Source organism: Embleya sp. NPDC020886, assembly GCF_044333915.1.
Classification (GTDB): domain Bacteria; phylum Actinomycetota; class Actinomycetes; order Streptomycetales; family Streptomycetaceae; genus Embleya.
Window position 1 is genome coordinate 597756 of sequence record NZ_JBIRRX010000004.1, and the last position, 18294, is coordinate 616049.

At 70.6% G+C, this 18294-nt stretch carries 16 protein-coding genes; 5 read left to right on the forward strand and 11 right to left on the reverse strand.

Going from position 1 to position 18294, the window contains the following annotated elements; genetic code table 11:
* Positions 1-226 precede the first annotated feature (226 nt).
* Complete coding sequence (locus ACH4U8_RS17620) at positions 227-685, reverse strand: RDD family protein (protein ID WP_360304883.1); 459 nt, start codon at positions 683-685, stop codon at positions 227-229.
* 245 nt (positions 686-930) lie between these two features.
* Between ACH4U8_RS17620 and glnA the strand changes: the two genes are divergently transcribed.
* Both glnA and ACH4U8_RS17630 read left to right on the forward strand, forming a co-directional pair.
* On the forward strand, positions 931-2340 hold the full coding sequence (gene glnA, locus ACH4U8_RS17625) for a type I glutamate--ammonia ligase (RefSeq protein WP_360304885.1): 1410 nt from the start codon (positions 931-933) through the stop codon (positions 2338-2340).
* A gap of 265 nt (positions 2341-2605) precedes the next feature.
* Positions 2606-3547 (forward strand): HNH endonuclease, encoded by a 942-nt coding sequence (locus ACH4U8_RS17630; RefSeq protein WP_395778663.1) that lies wholly within the window; start codon positions 2606-2608, stop codon positions 3545-3547.
* Positions 3548-3629: 82 nt separating this feature from the next.
* On the opposite strand, the gene ACH4U8_RS17635 is transcribed toward ACH4U8_RS17630, so the two are convergent.
* Positions 3630-4487, reverse strand: a complete 858-nt coding sequence (locus ACH4U8_RS17635) for a hypothetical protein (RefSeq protein WP_395778665.1) — start codon at positions 4485-4487, stop codon at positions 3630-3632.
* 286 nt (positions 4488-4773) lie between these two features.
* Between ACH4U8_RS17635 and ACH4U8_RS17640 the strand changes: the two genes are divergently transcribed.
* Positions 4774-6189: a hypothetical protein gene (locus ACH4U8_RS17640; RefSeq protein ID WP_395778667.1), complete on the forward strand. Its 1416-nt coding sequence runs from the start codon at positions 4774-4776 to the stop codon at positions 6187-6189.
* 644 nt (positions 6190-6833) lie between these two features.
* Here the strand turns inward: ACH4U8_RS17640 and ACH4U8_RS17645 are convergent.
* From ACH4U8_RS17645 to lpdA, 3 genes are all read right to left on the reverse strand, one after another.
* Positions 6834-7727, reverse strand: coding sequence for a TIGR01777 family oxidoreductase (locus ACH4U8_RS17645; protein ID WP_395778669.1), 894 nt, complete (start codon positions 7725-7727; stop codon positions 6834-6836).
* A gap of 113 nt (positions 7728-7840) precedes the next feature.
* Entirely contained in the window at positions 7841-9667 is a 1827-nt protein-coding gene (gene sucB, locus ACH4U8_RS17650) for a 2-oxoglutarate dehydrogenase, E2 component, dihydrolipoamide succinyltransferase (protein WP_395778671.1), read from the reverse strand.
* 71 nt (positions 9668-9738) lie between these two features.
* Positions 9739-11127: a dihydrolipoyl dehydrogenase gene (gene lpdA / locus ACH4U8_RS17655; RefSeq protein WP_360304895.1), complete on the reverse strand. Its 1389-nt coding sequence runs from the start codon at positions 11125-11127 to the stop codon at positions 9739-9741.
* Between the two features lie 279 nt (positions 11128-11406).
* Here lpdA and ACH4U8_RS17660 point away from each other — a divergent pair, with 279 nt between their 5' ends.
* Entirely contained in the window at positions 11407-11730 is a 324-nt protein-coding gene (locus ACH4U8_RS17660) for a hypothetical protein (protein ID WP_360304897.1), read from the forward strand.
* 88 nt (positions 11731-11818) lie between these two features.
* Here the strand turns inward: ACH4U8_RS17660 and ACH4U8_RS17665 are convergent, their stop codons facing one another.
* The 5 genes from ACH4U8_RS17665 to ACH4U8_RS17685 all read right to left on the reverse strand — a co-directional run bounded on the left by ACH4U8_RS17665 (position 11819) and on the right by ACH4U8_RS17685 (position 16880).
* On the reverse strand, positions 11819-13327 hold the full coding sequence (locus ACH4U8_RS17665; protein ID WP_360304899.1) for a leucyl aminopeptidase: 1509 nt from the start codon (positions 13325-13327) through the stop codon (positions 11819-11821).
* Positions 13328-13484: 157 nt separating this feature from the next.
* Complete coding sequence (locus ACH4U8_RS17670) at positions 13485-14267, reverse strand: adenosylcobinamide-GDP ribazoletransferase (protein ID WP_360304901.1); 783 nt, start codon at positions 14265-14267, stop codon at positions 13485-13487.
* The gene (locus ACH4U8_RS17675; RefSeq protein ID WP_360304903.1) at positions 14264-15304 is read right to left on the reverse strand and encodes a nicotinate-nucleotide--dimethylbenzimidazole phosphoribosyltransferase; all 1041 of its coding nucleotides are present in this window, start codon (positions 15302-15304) and stop codon (positions 14264-14266) included. The genes ACH4U8_RS17670 and ACH4U8_RS17675 overlap by 4 nt, the downstream gene beginning before the upstream one ends.
* 4 nt (positions 15305-15308) lie before the next feature.
* Positions 15309-15461 carry a hypothetical protein gene (locus tag ACH4U8_RS17680; protein ID WP_395778672.1) on the reverse strand — a complete coding sequence of 51 codons (153 nt, stop codon included), beginning with the start codon at positions 15459-15461 and terminating at the stop codon, positions 15309-15311.
* Positions 15462-15566: 105 nt separating this feature from the next.
* Positions 15567-16880, reverse strand: a complete 1314-nt coding sequence (locus tag ACH4U8_RS17685; RefSeq protein ID WP_395778674.1) for a bifunctional adenosylcobinamide kinase/adenosylcobinamide-phosphate guanylyltransferase — start codon at positions 16878-16880, stop codon at positions 15567-15569.
* Positions 16881-16974: 94 nt separating this feature from the next.
* Here ACH4U8_RS17685 and ACH4U8_RS17690 point away from each other — a divergent pair, with 94 nt between their 5' ends.
* Positions 16975-17181 carry a hypothetical protein gene (locus ACH4U8_RS17690; RefSeq protein ID WP_360304907.1) on the forward strand — a complete coding sequence of 69 codons (207 nt, stop codon included), beginning with the start codon at positions 16975-16977 and terminating at the stop codon, positions 17179-17181.
* A 67-nt stretch (positions 17182-17248) separates the two neighbouring features.
* On the opposite strand, the gene ACH4U8_RS17695 is transcribed toward ACH4U8_RS17690, so the two are convergent.
* Positions 17249-18247: an aldo/keto reductase family protein gene (locus tag ACH4U8_RS17695; protein ID WP_395778675.1), complete on the reverse strand. Its 999-nt coding sequence runs from the start codon at positions 18245-18247 to the stop codon at positions 17249-17251.
* Between the last annotated feature and the right edge of the window lie 47 nt (positions 18248-18294).

The following is an 18294-nucleotide window of genomic DNA, read 5'->3' on the forward strand; positions in this document are numbered from 1 at the left end:
TAGCCCACCGAAGGCCCCACCGCGGCCAGAGTCGAGGAAGGCCCACCCGGCGCAACGCCCGCCGCCCGCCCCCCCCCCCCCCCCCCGGGGGCCCCCCCCCCCCCCCCCCCCCCCCCCCCCCCGCGGGGGGGGCCCCCCCCCCCGCCCCCCCGCCGCTCTTTCCGTTGTCACCCACCCGGCGCATTCGCCGTCCCGTATGGGCTACCCGGCCCGGGTGGCTTACGAGCTACGCGCGCACCACGGCGGTGCCGACCGCCTTGTCGTGGAACCCGCGCCCGTCCCGGTCGTAGATCGCCGGCGGGATCACCAGGCACAGCAGGAAGGTGCGCACCACGACCGCGAGCGGCAACAGCGTGTCGCGGGTGACCGACACCACCCGGATGCCCATGATGCGCTTACCGAAGGTCCAGCCGATCGTGCTCACCAGGAGCAGGTTCTCGGCGGCGAACAGGGCGAGGGTGCCCCAGCTCGTCCCGGGGTCGTTGAGGTCGCCGCCGCCCAGGAAGGACAGTGCGATGATGTAACAGATGCTCCAGTCGATCAGCAGGGCGATCAGCCTGCGTCCGGTCGGCGCGAGCGAGTTGGGTCCGTCCTCGGGCAGCCCGAGACGCTTGCCGCGGTAGCCGAAGTCTTCGGCCGCCGCCCCGGGGGCCTGTTTCCGCGATGCGGTCGTGTTCTCGTCCACCCGTCCAAAGTAGACGAGCCGGGCCGATTCACCCGCCCCGGGGTGCGCGTGAGGAGGTTGATCATGGACATGCATCCAGGCAAGACGGGCTAGACCGTACGGGTGTGTGCGTAACATCCCGGAAACACGAGGGACACCGACGGGAAACCGCTCCCGCCTACCTTCATGGCCTAGTGGCCACCGGGGAGGAGGCCGCTCCCCGCGAACGCAACTACCCGCGCCTGGCGCCGGGTCGAGGAGGATTGATGTTCAACAACGCCGAAGAGGTGTCGCGATACATCGCCGACAACGACGTCAAGTTCGTCGACGTTCGTTTTTGCGACCTGCCTGGCGTGATGCAGCACTTCACGGTCCCGGCGAAGACGTTCGACCCGACCGAGACGCTGGCGTTCGACGGATCCTCGATCCGCGGCTTCCAGGCGATCCACGAGTCGGACATGGCGCTTCGCCCCGACCTGTCCACGGCGCGGCTCGACCCGTTCCGCAAGGACAAGACGCTCAACATCAACTTCTTCATCCACGACCCGCTGACGGATGAGGAGTACAGCCGCGACCCGCGCAACGTCGCGAAGAAGGCCGAGCGCTACCTCGCCGGCACCGGCATCGCCGACACGGCGTACTTCGGCCCCGAGGCCGAGTTCTACGTGTTCGACAGCGTGCGCTTCTCGACCGGCGCGAACGAGTCCTTCTACCACATCGATTCCGAGGCGGGCGCCTGGAACACCGGTGCGGAGGAGAACAACCGCGGCTACAAGGTCCGCTACAAGGGCGGCTACTTCCCGACCCCGCCGGTCGACCACTTCGCCGACCTGCGCGCGGAGATCTCCCTGGAGCTGGAAGCCGCGGGCCTGGAGATCGAGCGCCAGCACCACGAGGTGGGCACCGCCGGCCAGGCCGAGATCAACTACAAGTTCAACACGCTGCTGGCCGCGGCCGACGACCTGATGCTGTTCAAGTACATCGTCAAGAACGTCGCGTGGCGCAACGGCAAGACCGCGACCTTCATGCCGAAGCCGATCTTCGGTGACAACGGCTCGGGCATGCACTGCCACATGTCGCTGTGGACCGACGGCTCGCCGCTCTTCTACGACGAGCAGGGCTACGCGGGGCTGTCCGACACCGCCCGCTACTTCATCGGCGGCCTGCTCAAGCACGCCCCGTCGCTGCTCGCCTTCACCAACCCGACGGTGAACTCGTACCACCGCCTGGTCCCGGGCTTCGAGGCGCCGGTCAACCTGGTCTACTCGCAGCGCAACCGCTCGGCCTGCATCCGCATCCCGATCACGGGCAGCAACCCCAAGGCCAAGCGCGTCGAGTTCCGCGTCCCGGACCCGTCGGCCAACCCGTACCTGGCCTTCGCCGCCCAGTTGATGGCGGGCCTGGACGGCATCAAGAACAAGATCGAGCCGCTGGAGCCGGTCGACAAGGACCTGTACGAACTGGCCCCCGACGAGCACCAGGCCGTGCCCCAGGTCCCCGGCACCCTCGCCGAGGTCCTCGACGCGCTGGAAGCCGACCACGAGTACCTCCTCGAAGGCGGCGTCTTCACCCAGGACCTGATCGACACCTGGATCGAATACAAGCGCACCAAGGAAATCGACCCGGTCCGCCTGCGCCCGCACCCGCACGAGTTCGAGCTCTACTTCGACATTTAATCGTCGGAGCCAAGCGACCCGCGTCGCCGAGCCGCACAGGCTCCCTGACCAGCCCGGCCGCCCATCGGTGGCAGTCGTCGTTGGTCGGCGTCGGGCAACGCTGCACGGCCCCGAGACGGCCCCGGAGACCACGAGTCCCGGGGCCGTCTTGGCGTTGACGGGATTCCGTGTGCGGGCTGTGGCACCCGACCCCGTTCCGCTGCAAGACTCGGTCAATGAAAATCGGGGAGCTGACCCGCGACGCCGTCATGCAGGCCCTTGCGGAGTGCGATCGACCGGAACCGAAGAGTTCCTCGAGACCTACGGCTTCAGGCCGGCCCGAAAGTACGTTCTGGTTCACGACGGCAAGGAGTACGACTCCAAGGCCATCGCAGGCGTGGCACACCGGTACTGCCACGGCAGGGTGCTCAAGTCCGACGAGTTCAGCGCCGGCAAGGCTGCCGCTGCCGGATGGCTGCTGAAGCTCGGATTCGAAGTACGTACACCGAAGCGCAACCCCGATTGGGTCTGGGACGAGTTGGTTCTTGCCTGCGCTTTGTTGGCGAGCAACGGCTGGGCGCAAATCGAGGCGAGCGACAAGCGCGTAGTCGAACTGTCCCGCCTGTTGCAGAAGCTTCCTTTCCACCCCGAGTCCACGCGAGGAGAGACCTTCCGCAACGCCAACGGTGTCGCGCGCAAGATCGTGGACATCCGGACCTGCCATCCGGATAATTTCGGCAAACTGGCCCGCACCAACGGAAACAAGTTGGACTATGAGGTTTTGAATGCGTTTCTTTCGGCGCCGGCGAACATGGCCGCGGCGGCGCAGCGCATCAGGTCGGGACTGCGCTCCGGCGAGTTCCTCAGGCTGCCCAAGGCGCCGCTCGAAGAACTTGAGGAATACAGCGCTCCGGAAGGACGCATCCTTGCTCGACGTCATCTCTACCCGGAGCGCAACCACAGCTTGAGGGAACGCAAGCTCGCCGAAGTCCTCAGCGAGCAAGGCCACTTGGGCTGCGCCGTGTGCGACTTCGACTTCGAGGCGAAGTACGGCGCGCACGGTGCCGGATATATCGAGTGCCACCACGTCGTTCCGCTGCATGTGGCCGGCGAGGGCGAGACCACGCTGTCCGATCTCGCCCTGATCTATGCCAACTGCCACCGCATGGTGCATCGCAGCAATCCATGGCTGACCATCGATCAACTCCGCGCGCTGCTGGCACGCTAGACAGTGCTTGCATGTGCCGGACAGCAACTCGAATCCCCTCAGGGCCCATCGTCGACTTCGCCGATGGGCCCTGGCGTTTCGGCTACGCCGCAGGTATTTCGGGGATGCGCCAGACAATCCCGAACCGCTCGGCATCGGGCAGTCCGAACGGGCCAACCGGGCCGATCTGTTTGATCAGATAGCCGAAGATCATGTGATGTGCTCCCTCCGACACCTCATCCCAGGTTTCCGGAGTCACGATCATCACCTCGCGCATCAAGCTCAGGTCCGACTCGTTTTCCAGCATCTCCGCTCGTTCGTCTCGGTCCATCGTCTCGTCGGCGCGCATGGCGCGGATCGATTCCGCGAGAAGGTTGGGCTCTCGGCCCAGCCGCCGGAGGATCTCCTGGCACCCATATCGAAAAGCTGCCTGCGCATTGATGGCCTCGCGGTCGGGATTGCCGTAGCCGTACGGCGCGCCCTCCTCCGCCCCGACGTAGTCACCTTTCAGCATGTGCAGCAGGACCCGCAGCGTGTGTTCGACTCCCTGTTCCTCGATTTGCCGAGCCATGATGCGGACCCAATCGTCCTCCGACATCAGTGGTTCGTGCGGCACGGCGAGCGACGGATGGATCTCGATGGCACTGAAGGGGTTGATCATCACGCCCATGACCTGCTCCGGTGTCCACTTGCCGTCCTCACCTCCCCAGCCGCTGTTGACGAGTTCCTGGAACGACTTCAGCGCGCCGGATTCTCCCTCGCCGATCGCGCGCCACAGCGGCAGGAACCTGGCTGTCTCGGACTCCTCGTCCCGGGGTGGGCTGCACAGCCCGGCGAGGACCACGACGATGTCGTGGACGGTCTCCCAGCGCGGCACTCGTAGCCCGTTGACGGCAGAGCGCACGGTTTCATGGCTGGCGTCCGACAACTGGTCGTCGCGGCTGCGGATGAGGGTGCTCACCTTGCGAAAGCTCGAGCGTCCTGCCGCGCGGTGCAGTTCCTGTAATGCCTCGACCAACTCGCGGTGTGAACCCGTCGGTTGGGGTGTGCTGTTGGACGCTGCCAAGGGGATTCCTCCGTGCTTGCGGTGTCAAGTTTCGCCAATACGGTAGAAGTCGCAGGCCAGGGCCGAGTCAGTATTCGTCAAGTTCGCCGTTGCGCCCGCCAAACCGTGACTTGTGGCCGATCGGCGAGGTCAGCATGGAGGAGGCGCCGAAGGAGCGCCCACCTCCGAGGAGTTGCCCCGTATGCATATCCCTGCCTATGCCCATGCCACCATCCGCGCCGCCTTGCCCAACATGCCCACATCGCGACACGTGGGTGGGCTGGACTGCTGTCTCTGCGACGATTCGTTCGGCGAGGACCTCGCCGCCATACCGCTCGGGCCGACACCGACGTCCGGGCTGTTCGGGTGCCGCCCCTGTCTGACCCGGTCGGTCACCCGGGCGCGACGGACCCGCGACGCCGCACGGGTCCAGGATGCCGAGCGGGCACGAGCGGAGGCTGCGGCCTGGATGCCGGTGCGAGAACGCCATCTCGGTCGGCTCGTCAGCGTGCGGCAGGCTGCCGAGGCCGTGGCCGACCTGGCCCGGGGCGACGACACCGCGGCACTGCGGGTCGCATGGCTGCTGATCTCGCTCGAGTCCGCGTACACCTGGGTTCCGGAAGTGCCGGAACCGCCCGCCTCGGTGGATCGCGAGCTCTCGGAGTTGAAGGACGAGGCCTTCCGGCTCGACCTGGCGATGATTACGGCGCGCGAGGCAGTGTCGGAGCGACTCGCCTATCACCTGATCAACGAGGTACAGCCCGACGAACCGGAGATGTGCGAGGAGTTCGAGTGCCCGGAAAGTTGCTCGGGACGTCATGACTCCACACACATCGACTGTGGGCCTGACGCCGTCTTCGACGATCTGGTCGAGCACGGGATCACCGTGGAGAAGCCGCAGCCCGAACCATTGTCATCCAGGCTCGCATCTCTCGTGGGGAGGGCCGAGTCCGAGGAGGAGTGTTCCCTGCCGATGGACATCGAGGAACAAGCCCCCACCGTCTTGGCCCACTTCGGCATCGATGCGGACGACACGGACGTGCTTTTGAACGCCGCTGCGGTCGGTCTGGTCTCCGACGCATGGCGCGAGGGGCCGCTGGACGAGATCCATGCGGCCGATGACGGGCCGAGTGACGGGGAGGTTTTCGCACAGAGCGTCGATCTCTACCGCAGAGCTCGCGCGTCGTTGGTGGCCGCGCGGGACGACGGTCCGGAGGCGCTGCTCGCGTTCGTGGCCGTCGCCTCGAATCTGGACCTGCCGTGGGCCGGCGGCTCCCGCTTTGTATTGCGAACAATGTCCGAATCCGGGGCCGAGTTCGTCCGGCACATCGACGACCGGGTCTGGTTCACCGCGGAGATGATGCGTAAACAGGGTTGGCGCGCGGGGCTGTTGCACCGAGCCATGTCGGCGGCGTTCACTGCGTCCACACACTTCGGCATGCCGGGATGGTCGGCTGCCGTCACCTCGGCGATGGAGCGTCTCGCTGCGGCGGATCGGTCGGACGCCCCGGAGGCGCTGACCGACCTCGCGGCGGTGGAGGCCGCGTTGCACGAAGCTCCGGACCGCCTGGGTGCGGACGCTCTCGACTGGATTTCCCGCCGGGCCCTTTTCGGCTAGCGCACCCACTCGGCTCACCCGTTCCTTGACAGACCCCAGTCGGGTAGGTCCTTGCACCGGAACGAAGCATTGATACACCCGGCTCCCGGAGAGTCGGCGGGCGACATTTTCCTCCGGGCCCCGGCACCCGAGGAAGTCGCACAGGGGTGTGGTCCCCGACTCCGCATACCGACATCAGCGGTTCACCGGGTACGTGACCCGACACGCCGGCCGGGGCGGCACGAGGTATCGACATGTTTGGAAATACCGATACAACTGCGACCTACGACGAATCGACGATCGGGGTTCCGACCGGACAGCGAGAGGACGGAGCCCTGTGAAGTGGGACGAGATGACCCTCGTCATCCTTGCCGCCTTCGGCTGCGTCACGCTGCTCCTTACGCAGATCACAGAGGTGCTGTCGCGATTGCCACAGATCATTCGTGCCTGGCGGCAGGTGCGGTGCGAACTGAACCGGGGCACCGATCCCGGCTCTCGGGATCACCCGGAAACAGTCGATGCTCCGGACGCGCGTACGGCTGACCCCCCTCGGTAGGGGGCGGATTCCGGATCGAAGCACCACCAGGGGTGAGCCCGATGGAAGACGAGGCCGTCGACCGCTGCGGACAGCGCGGTCGGCGGTCTTTTTCGTGTGCCCTGTGGGGTCAGTTCGTCAGGGCCGCGGCGATGGCCGGGGTGATGGTGGGGTGGGTGAAGGTGAAGCCGGAGGTGAGGAGGGCTCGGGGGAGGGCGCGTTGGCCGGTGAGGATTTCGGCGCCGAACTCGCCCAGGACGGCGCGTAGGGCGAAGGCGGGGGCCGGGAGGATGGTGGGGCGGTGCAGGGCCCGGCCCAGGGCCTTGGTCACCTCGGCGTTGGTGACCGGGTGCGGGGCGGTCAGGTTGACCGGGCCGGCCAGGTCGGCGTGGTCGAGGGCGTGGCGCATCGCGGCGATCTCGTCGGCGAGCGAGATGAAGCTCCAGTACTGCCGACCCGAGCCGAGCCGGCCGCCCAGCCCCGCCTTCACCAGCGGGAACATCGGCCCCAGTGCGCCTCCCGAACGGGCGAGCACCAGCCCGGTCCGCAGGTGCACGACCCGGATGCCGGCCTCGGCGGCGGGTGCGGTGGCGGCCTCCCATTCGACGCACAGGGCGGCCAGGAAGCTGCTGCCGGCCGGGAACGACTCGTCCACCTCGCGATCGCCGGTGTCGCCGTAGTAGCCCACTCCGGAGGCGGACAGGAGTACGCGCGGCGTGGGCTTCAGGCCGGCCAGCGCGCGGGCGACGGCAGCGGTGCCCAGGACTCGGCTGTCGTGCAGTTCGCGCTTGTACGCCGCCGTCCAGCGCTTGTCGCCGACGCCGGCGCCGGCCAGGTGCACCGCCGCGTCCACGGGGCCGAGCGCGGCGGTGTCCACGGTGCCCGCGTGCGGGTCCCAGCGGACCTCGTCCGGCTCGGTGGGGGCCCGGCGGACCAGCCGGACCACCTGGTGTCCGTCGGCGGTCAGCGAGCGGACGAGAGCGGAACCCAGGAGGCCGGACGAACCGGTTACGGCGATACGCATGTCGTCATCCTTGCCCACCGGGCGGCCGAACGCCGAAGGCGGCCCGGACGAGATGTCCGAACCGCCTTCGCCGAATGACCGCCCGCCGCGCGACGTGCCCGCGGCGCCGTGTCCTAGAGGCCGAGGTCGCCCTCGAAGGCGCCTTCCTCGAGACGGGTCTTCACCGTCTGCAGGAAGCGGGCCGCGTCCGCGCCGTCCACCAGGCGGTGGTCGTAGGACAGGGCCAGGTAGACCATCGAACGCACCGCGATGACCTCGCCGAGCGTCGGGTCGTTGACCACGACCGGGCGCTTGACGACCGCGCCGGTGCCGAGCATCGCGACCTGCGGCTGCGGGAAGATCGGCGTGTCGAACAGCGCGCCGCGCGAACCGGTGTTGGTCAGCGTGAACGTGCCGCCCGCCAACTCGTCCGGGCTCACCTTGTTGGTGCGGGTGCGCTCGGCCAGGTCGGAGATCTTGCGCGAGAGACCCGCGATGTTCAGGTCACCCGCGTTGTGGATGACCGGGACCATCAGGCCGCGGTCGGTGTCCACGGCGATCACCAGGTGCTCGGCGTCGTGGTAGGTCACGGTGCCGGCGGCCAGGTCCATCGACGCGTTCAGGACCGGGTGGACCTTGAGCGCCTCGACGGCCGCCTTCGCGAAGAACGGCATGAACGACAGCTTGACGCCCTCACGCGCCACGAAGTCGTTCTTGGCCCGGTCGCGCAGGCGGGCGATGTTGGTGACGTCCACCTCCACGACCGTGGTGAGCTGGGCCGAGGTCTGCAGCGACTCGACCATGCGCTTGGCGATCACCGTGCGCATGCGCGAGAGCTTCTCGGTGCGACCGCGCAGCGGCGACGGCTCGACCGCGGCCGGAGCCTTGGCGGCGGGCGCGGCCGGGGCGGCGGCCGGAGCCGATGCCGCGGCGGCGGCCTGGGCCGCCTGCTGCTTGCGGGCCGTCTCCAGGACGTCCTGCTTGCGGATGCGACCACCGATGCCGGTGCCCGCGATCGCGCCCAGGTCCACGTTGTGCTCGGCGGCCAGCTTGCGCACGAGCGGCGTGACGTACGCGCCGTCCGCCTCGGCCGGCGGGGTGAGCTGCGGGGCGGCCGGCTGCGCGACCGGAGCCGGAGCGGGCGCCGGAGCCGGCGTGGGCGCAGGCGCCGGAGCGGCCTGCCGAGCCGGCGCGGCAGCCGCCGGAGCCGGAGCCGCCGGAGCCGGAGCCGCCGGAGCCGGAGCCGCCGGAGCCGGAGCCGCCGGAGCCGGAGCCGCCGGAGCCGGAGCCGCCGGGGCGGGAGCGGGCGCCGCCGGAGCGGGCGCTGCGGCCGGCGCGGAACCGGGCGCGCCGATGATGGCCAGCTCGGCGCCGACCTCCACCGTCTCGTCCTCGGCGACGCTGATCTTCAGCAGCACCCCACCGATCGGCGCCGGGATCTCGGTGTCGACCTTGTCCGTCGAGACCTCCAGGAGCGGCTCGTCGGCCTCGACCGTGTCACCCTCCTGCTTGAGCCAGCGGGTGATGGTGCCCTCCTGCACGCTCTCGCCGAGCGCGGGCAGCAGCACCGGGGTGCCCTGCACGTCACCGGCGGGCGCGGCGGCGGGCGCGGCCTGCTCGACGGGAGCCGGCGCGGCCTCGACGGGCGCGGCCGGAGCCGGTGCGGCCGGGGCCGGGGCCTCCTGAGCCGGCGCGGCGGCCGGAGCCGGCGCCGCGGCACCGGTGCCGTCGTCGATCACGGCCAGTTCGGCGCCGACATCGACCGTGTCGTCTTCCTGGGCCTTGATGGACACCAGAATGCCGGCGGCGGGGGAGGGGATCTCGGTGTCGACCTTGTCGGTCGAGACCTCGAGCAGGGGCTCGTCCAGCTCGACGCGCTCACCCTCCTGCTTGAGCCAGCGGGTGATGGTGCCCTCCTGCACGCTCTCGCCGAGCGCGGGCAGTGTTACGGAGACCGGCATGGGTCAATGACTCCTTCTCAACGCTTCAAGGCGTGTGTCTTGGATGACGGGGCGCGATTGCGGGCGCGTCGTCAGTCGTGGACGTGCAGCGGCTTGCCCGCCAACGCGAGGTGGGCCTCGCCAAGCGCCTCGGACTGCGTCGGGTGCGGGTGGATGAGCTGGGCGACCTCGGCCGGCAGGGCCTCCCAGTTGTAGATCAACTGGGCCTCCGCGGTCAGCTCACCCATGCGGGCGCCGACCATGTGGATGCCGACGACCGGGCCGTCCTTGACCGAGACGACCTTGACCTGGCCGGTCGTCTTGAGGATCTGGCTCTTGCCGTTGCCACCGAGGCTGTAGCTGATCGTCGCGAGCTTGTCCGAGCCGTAACGCTCGACCGCCTGCGCCTCGGTGAGGCCGACCGAGGCCACCTCCGGGTCGCAGTAGGTCACGCGCGGCACACCCGCGTAGTCGATCGGCACCGGGTTCAGCCCGGCGATCCGCTCGGCGACCAGGATGCCCTCGCCGAAACCGACGTGGGCGAGCTGAAGGGTGGGGATGAGGTCGCCCACGGCCGAGATCGTCGGCACGTTGGTGGCGCAGTACTCGTCGACCAGGACGTAGCCGCGGTCCATCGCGACGCCGGCCTCCTCGTAGCCCAGGCCCGCCGAGACCGGGCCGCGACCGACGGCGACGAGCAGCAGCTCGGCCTCGATCTGCTTGCCGTTCTCCAGCGAGACCCGGACACCCGCGTCGGTGTACTCGACACCGGCGAAGCGCGAACCGAGTTCGAACTTGATCCCGCGCCGACGGAAGGCGCGCTCCAGGAGCTTGCTGCTCGCCTCGTCCTCCAGGGCCACCAGGTGCGGCAGCGCCTCGACGATGGTCACGTCGACACCGAAGGACTTCCAGGCACTGGCGAACTCGACGCCGATCACGCCGCCGCCCAGGACCACCGCGGACTGCGGGACCCGGTCGAGCACGAGCGCGTGGTCGCTGTTGATCACCCGGTTGCCGTCGATCTCCAGGCCCGGCAGCGACTTGGGCACGGAGCCGGTCGCGAGTACCACGTGTCGACCCTCGTAGCGCTGCCCGTTCACCTCGACCGCGGTCGGCGACACGAGCTTGCCGGCGCCTTCGACGACGGTGATGTTGCGGCTCTTGATCAGCCCGGTCAGGCCCTTGAACAGGCGCGAGATGACGCCGTCCTTGTACGCGTGCACGGCCGAGATGTCGATCCCGTCGAACGTCGACTTGACGCCGAACTGCTCGCTCTCACGGGTCTGGTCCGCGACCTCGCCGGCGTGGAGCAGCGCCTTGGTCGGGATGCAGCCGTTGTGCAGACACGTGCCGCCGAGCTTGCCCTTTTCGACCAGGACGACCCGCATACCCAGTTCGGCCGCGCGAAGGGCGCACGCATAGCCGCCGCTCCCGCCTCCGAGAATGACTACATCGAAAACGGCTCCGGCGTCGTTCGCCACGTCACGTCCTCCTGTGATTGCGATGCCCACCCGCGCGGGACGCGGCGGGTAGCACCCCCTTCTTGTGGAAGGTCTCAAGTGCCGGTACAACATCCTCCCACTTGTCGGGAGCGACCGAGCACTCCGCCCCGGTGTTGCCTGTCCCACAAGGGCCGCGCCGAAATGGCGGATCGGGGGCACAACGGGCCGTTGTGGCTCGTTGTTCCGGCACGATCACGACCTCCGCGCGGCGGACCGACGCGGAGGACACGCGCGTACGACGACAGGAAGGAAATCCCCGTGGGGTTGTTCCGACGCAAACGCGGTGCCGGCCCGGAGGCGCCCGATCGCAGGCAGGCCGCCGCCGCGGCGGCGCACCTGAGCGAGTTCGCGCGCAGCCGCAAGGGAGTCGAGGCGTACATCGAGCCGGTGACCACGCTGAGCGGGACCACCGTGGTGTTCATCGCCGACACCGGCGAGTGGACCCGCCGTCGGGTCGCCGATCCCGGCGCCGCGCGCGGCCTCGCGCGCAAGCTGGGCATCCCGGTGTACGAGGCGGCCCTGGTGGGCTACCCCAAGCGCATGCGCGAGTGGACCCGCCGGCAGTCCGCCGACGGTTCCTGAGCGACCCGGGTCGCACCGCCGGCCCGGCCGGGGCGCCTGCGTGCCCCGGCCGGGCCGGATCGAACGAGCGGCGACGAGCGGCCGTCGATCAGATCCGGTTGTCCGCCACGTCCTGCGCGACCTGGAGCAGCGAGCGCACGGCCACGCCGGTGCCGCCCTTGGACCGGTAGCCGCCGGCCTCGCCCTCGTGGAACGCCGGACCGGCGATGTCCAGGTGCGCCCAGCTCACGCCGTCGGCCACGAACTCCTGGAGGAAGATGCCGGCGATCAGGCCGCCACCCATCCGCGAGCTGCCCATGTTCTTCAGGTCCGCGATCGGCGAGTCCATCTGCTTGCGCATGTCCGCCGGCAGCGGCATCGGCCAGGACTGCTCGCCCGCACGCGTCGCGGCGTCGTGCACCGCGTCGCGGAAGGTGTCGTCGTTGGCCATGATCCCGTACATGTCGTTGCCCAGGGCGACCATCATCGCGCCGGTCAGCGTCGCGACGTCGATCAGCATCTGCGGCGATTCCTCGCACGCCCGGGTGATCGCGTCGGCCAGGACCAGCCTGCCCTCGGCGTCGGTGTTGAGCACCTCGACCGTGCGACCCCCGTACATCCGCAACACGTCGCCGGGACGGATCGCGGTGCCCGAGGGCATGTTCTCGGCCAGCGCGAGCCAGCCGGTCACGTTGACCTCCAGGCCCAGCCGGGCCACGGCGGTGACCGCGCCCAGGACGGCCGCCGCGCCGCCCATGTCCATCTTCATCGTCTCGTTGGAACCGGCCGGCTTGAGCGAGATGCCGCCCGAGTCGTAGGTGATGCCCTTGCCCACCAGCGCGATGGTGCGCTTGGCCTTGGGGTGCGTGTAGCCCAGCCGGACCAGCCGCGGCTTGTTGGCCGAGCCCTGACCGACGCCCAGGATGCCGCCGAAGCCGCCCTTGGCGAGCGCCTTGTCGTCGAGCACCTCGACCTTGAAGCCCGCGTTCTTGCCGGTGTCCACCGCGATCGCGGCGAAGTCCTTCGGGGTCAGGTCGTTCGGCGGGGTGTTGACCAGGTCGCGGGCGTGGTTCACGCTCTGCGCGGCGATCTCGGCGCGCTCCACGGCGGCCTTGGCGGCCTTGTCGCGGCCCTTGATGCCGAGCAGCACCACGTCCTTGACCGCGTCCTTGCGACCCTCGCGCGACTTCTCCCGGTAGGTCTCGAACGAGTACGCGCCGAGCAGTACGCCCTCCCCGAACGCACCCACCGCCTCCGCACCGGCCAGGGGCAGGGCCACGCCCGCCTTCTTGACGCCCGCGAGCGCCCGGGCCACGGTGCCGCCGGCGCGCCGCAGCGTCTCGTGCGTGAAGCCGTCGGCGGGCTGCTCGCCGAGGCCGATCACCAGCACGAGCGGGGCCTTGGCCGCGCCGAAGGTCGGGACGCGGTGTAGTTCGCCCTCGGCGCCCGTGGCGTCGAGGGCGGACAGGGTGTCGGTGAGTCGGCCGTCGAACGCGGCGGCGATGCTTTCGCTGCCGGCGGCGAGAACGGCGCCGTCCTCGCCCTTGACGGAGCCGATCACGAGCACGTCGGCGCGCAGGGAAAGGGCCGCGGTGGAGCCGATACTCAGTGTGGTCACGAGTGTCCTGTCTCTCATCTCTCGAGGATGCTGAGTGCCCACACGATCGGTGGGGCACCGACGCGGCGATCCTTGCTGAGGATGCCTCGTCGAGCGATAACGAGCCGTATGGAAGATACGTTCGCGTTCAGCATTTCACGCCTTCCCGGCAAACATCTCAGCCAGTGGACAGGACCAGCAACGCGACGCATCCGGAGATCTCCACGACGGCGCCCAGCACGTCGCCGGTGATCCCGCCGAATCGGCGGGTGGTGTGCCGCAACAGCAGGGCGCCGGCGGCGAGTCCGGCACCGACCGCAGCCGCCGCGCGCAGTGCTTCGGCGGGGCCCTGGAGCACGCCGTACAGCCCGGCGGCGGCGAGCAGGACCAGCGACCAGGCCAGGAGCACCGCGCGCCCGACGGTGCCGGCGACCATCGCGCCGAGTCCGTCGGGCCGGGCCGAGGGCACCCCCGGTCCGCAGGCAACCGACAGTGCGGCGCGGCCGGTCACCGCGGCCAGCACCAGACCCGCCGCGGCCGGCCCCGAGCCGTGCTGCTGGAGCCGGACCAGCGCGCCGACCTGGAGCAACACCAGGAACAACAGGCTGAGTACACCGAACGGGCCGATGTCGGACGCCTTCATGATCCGCAACGCGTCCGGTGCGGGCTTGGCCGAACCGAGGCCGTCGGCGGTGTCGGCCAGGCCGTCCAGGTGCAGCCCGCGGGTGAGCAGCGCCAGGGTGCCGATCGCGAGTGTCGCGGCGGTGAACGCGCCGGTGCCGGCCCGGGCGGCGAGCGCCAGCACGCCGGCCGCCAGACCGCCCAGGACCAGGCCGACCAGCGGCGCGCAGGCCATCGCCCGGCCGGCCACCGGGCGGTCCACCCGATCGACCCGGACCGGGATCACCGACAGGATGCCGAACGCCAGGCGCAGGCCGGCCGAGGTGGTACCCGAACTCACGGGGCGGGGTGCACCCGGGCCACCAGGTCGACCGCGGCACGCAGCACCGGCAGCGCGAGCAGCGCGCCGATCGCCTCCCCGCCCTTGACCTTGTAGTCCAGTACGGGTTCCAGGGCGAGCCGGTCCAGCGCCTTGACGTGGCCCGGCTCGGGGGTGACGTGGCCGGCCAGCCACCAGTCGGGGGAGCGGTACGAGATGCGCTGCGCGACCAGCCCGGCCGCGGCGGTGGCCACGTCGTCCAGCAACACCGGGGTGCGCCGGATCGAGCACTGGAGCAGGAATCCGGTCATCGCCGCGAAGTCCGCCCCGCCGCTGACGCCGAGCAGCCGCATCGGGTCCCCGAGCACCGGCCGGGCCCGGCGCAGCGCGTCGCGGATGGTGGCGCACTTGCGGATCCAGGTCGCGTCGTCGATGCCGGAGCCGCGACCGATCACGGCCGCCGCGTCCATCCCGGTCAGCGCGCCGATCAGCACCGCGGCCGGGGTGGTCGCGGCCGCGCCCAGCGAGCCGAGCAGCAGCACGTCGGCGCCCGAGTCGATCTCCGCGTCGGCGCTGTCCATACCGATCCGGAACGCCCGCTCGACCTCGCCGGGGGCAAGCGCGTCGGCGGTGTCCACGGGCGCGGACGCGCGGCGGATCCGATCCCGCGAGACATGCTCGGGGAACGCGTCGGGTTCGGCGTCGACGGCGATGTCGACGATCCGGATCGGCGCGCCGACGGCCGCCGCGAAGGTGGCCGCGGCCGAGGTGCCCTCCAGGGTGGCCCGGACCTCGCGCGCGGTCCAGCCCGGTCGGCGGACCGACACGTCGTGGGCGGCGACGCCGTGGTCGGCGGCGAACAGCACCACGCGGGGCGCGCCGATCGGCGCGGTGGTCTTGCCGCCCTGGGCCGAGGCGAACCAGATCGCGAGATCTTCGAGTCGGCCGTAGGCGCTCGGCGCGCCCGTCACGGCGATGAGGTGTTCGCGCACGCGGGCGCGGGCGTCGTCGTCGGGGCGCTCCACCTGTGCGGCCAGGGAGTCGAGGTCGATTGTCACCCGGTCAGGGTAGTTGCGTGGTCGGACCTGCGGCGACGGGTGCTCGGCCGGCGCGGCCGGCCGCGCCGAGGGTGGCCCGGACCTCGCGCGCGGTCCAGCCCGGTCGGCGGACCGACACGTCGTGGGCGGCGACGCCGTGGTCGGCGGCGAACAGCACTACGCGGGGCGCGCCGATCGGCGCGGTGGTCTTGCCGCCCTGGGCCGAGGCGAACCTCGGCGCGGCCGGCCGCGCCGGGGTGGGCGGCCGGGGCCGCCCCGACGGTCAGGACGCCGCGTGCCGGGCGCGGCGGGGGAGGCTGCGCAGGGTGAGCACCTGGCCGGCGACGACCAGCAGCACCTCGTCGGATTCGCCGGCGATGGTGGCGTTGAGTCGGCCGAGTTCGTCGCGGAAGCGGCGGCCGGCCGGCGTCGGGGGCACCACGCCGCTGCCCACCTCGTTGCTGACGCCGACCACCGGGACCCGGCAGGCCCGCCACGCGGCGGCCAGGGCGACGATGTCGGCCCGGACCGCCTCGCGCCCGCCCGCCGCCCACCGCGTGTCGTCCCACGCGCCGTGCGTGTCCATCACCGCAGTCAGCCACAACGACAGGCAGTCCACCAGGAGCGGCTGCCGGGCCTCGGCGAGCAGCCGGGTCAGCTCGACCGTCTCGGCGGTGTGCCAGGTGTCCGGGCGTCGATCGCGGTGCAGCGCGATCCGCTCGGCCCACTCGGGATCGTCCTCGCGGGTGCCGCCGGTCGCCACGTAGAGCACGTCGGGGCAGGCCGCCAGGCGCCGTTCGGCCTCCGCCGACTTGCCCGAGCGGGCGCCGCCCAGGACCAGCGTGCGATGCGGGCGCGGTGCGGGCGAGGCGTCCGCGCCGACCCGGACCAGGCCGCCGTCGGGCACCGCACGGGCGCCCCACGCGGCCAGCCGACGGTGCAGTTCCTCGCCCGGAGGCGACTCGTGCGACAGGTGTATCGCGAGTACGTCGGTGTCCTCGGTGACCGCACCGTCGCGGCGCAGCGTGGCCAGCCGCTCCGGCCACGAGACCACGTCCAGGAGCACCACGTCGTAGTGCCCGCCCTCGCGCGTCCAGGCCCGGACCGCCTCGGCCTCGGGTGGCAGCGTCGAGGGCGGCGCGTACAGCAGACGCGTCCCGTCGGTGCCGGTGACCTCGTACGCGACGCGGCCGGGTGTACCGCCGGGCAACACCCGTATGCGGTGCCCGTCCAGGTCGAGGGTGTCCTCCTCGGCCACCTGCCGCCACTGCGGTCCGCCCGCCGAGGGCGCGGGCAGCCAGGCCGGTGGTCCGGACGGCGCGATCACCTCGACCAGCCCGGCGGCGGGCAGCCAGGCCAGCGGCGCGGACTCGGCCGGACCGCTCAGGAGCAGTCTCCGCACCCCGGTCAGCGGGTGTCCGGCCCGTGCGGCCGCGTGCGCGGGTTCGGGCCCGCAGTCGAGCAGCAGCGTGCCGTCGAGCAGCACGCACGCGGGTCCGCGCACCACGGGACCGGTGCACCCCAGACAGGAGGCACAGGTGCAGAACGGCTGGGGCCAGCCCTTGGGACCGGCCGTGCCGAGCAGCGTCAGCTCCATGGGTGTCGTCGTGCTCCTGGCTATGAGGTGGTCGGGCTTGATCTACTGTGCAGGTCTTTATGACGGTCCGAGATCCCGAGGTGAGGAGCCCGACATGTCGTGGGTGTGGCGGTACGAGGACGCGAACGGTGCCCCGGTCGACGGACCGCAGGCAGAGGACTTCACGAACCAGTCGGACGCGGAGAGCTGGCTCGGCGAGATCTGGAAGGACCTGCTCGCGGCCGGCATCGAACAGGTGAGCCTGCTCGAGGACGACGCCGTCGTGTACGAGCACATGAGCCTGCGCGCCGCCGAGGGCTGATCCCTCCCGCGACCGAGCATGCGAGAGGCGCGGCCGAGGCCGCGCCTCTCATCATCCCAAGCGACCGCTACGGGCGAGTGGTCGGGCTCAGGGTGAGCGCCGGATCCCGGTTGACCACCGGGTCCAGGAGCACGTCGATCCGGGTCAGCAGGCTCTCGTCGAGCTTGACGCCGGCCGCCTTGACGTTCTCGTGCACCTGCTCCGGACGGGACGCGCCGATGATCGCCGCCGACACGTTCGGGTTCTGCAGCACCCACGCGACGGCGAGCTGGGCGAGCGAGAGCCCGGCCTCCTCCGCCAGCGGGCGCAACTGCTGCACCCGGGTGAGCACGTCGTCGGTGAGCATCCGGGAGACGAAGTCCTGGCCGCCCTTGTCGTCGGTGGCGCGCGATCCGGCCGGCGGCGGCTGCCCGGGCAGGTACTTGCCGGTGAGCACGCCCTGGGCGATCGGCGACCAGACGATCTGGCCCAGCCCCAGCTCCTCGGAGGCCGGCACCACCTCGGCCTCGATCACCCGCCACAACATCGAGTACTGCGGCTGGTTGGAGATCAGCGGCACCCGCAGCTCGCGGGCGAGTTCGGCGCCGGCGCGGATCTGCTCGGCGTTCCACTCGGAGACGCCGATGTAGAGCGCCTTGCCGGAGCGGACCACGTCGGCGAAGGCCAGCATGGTCTCTTCCAACGGGGTCGCGTAGTCGTAGCGGTGTGCCTGGTAGAGATCCACGTAGTCGGTGCCCAGCCGGGACAGCGAACCGTCGATCGACTCCAGGATGTGCTTGCGCGACAGACCCCGGTCGTTGCGACCGGGGCCGGTGGGCCAGTAGACCTTGGTGAAGATCTCCAGGCCCTCGCGGCGCTCACCCTTCAGCGCCCGTCCCAGCACCGATTCCGCCCGCGTTTCCGCGTAGACGTCGGCGGTGTCGAAGGTGGTGATCCCGCAGTCGAGCGCGGCCCGCACACACGCGAGCGCCGCGTCCTCCTCCACCTGGGAGCCGTGGGTGAGCCAGTTGCCGTACGCGATCTCGCTGATCTCGAGACCGCTGCGGCCGAGGTGTCGGAATTCCATGCGAACACCCTATGTCGGACGCCTCACGCGACGACGGCGGCATCACC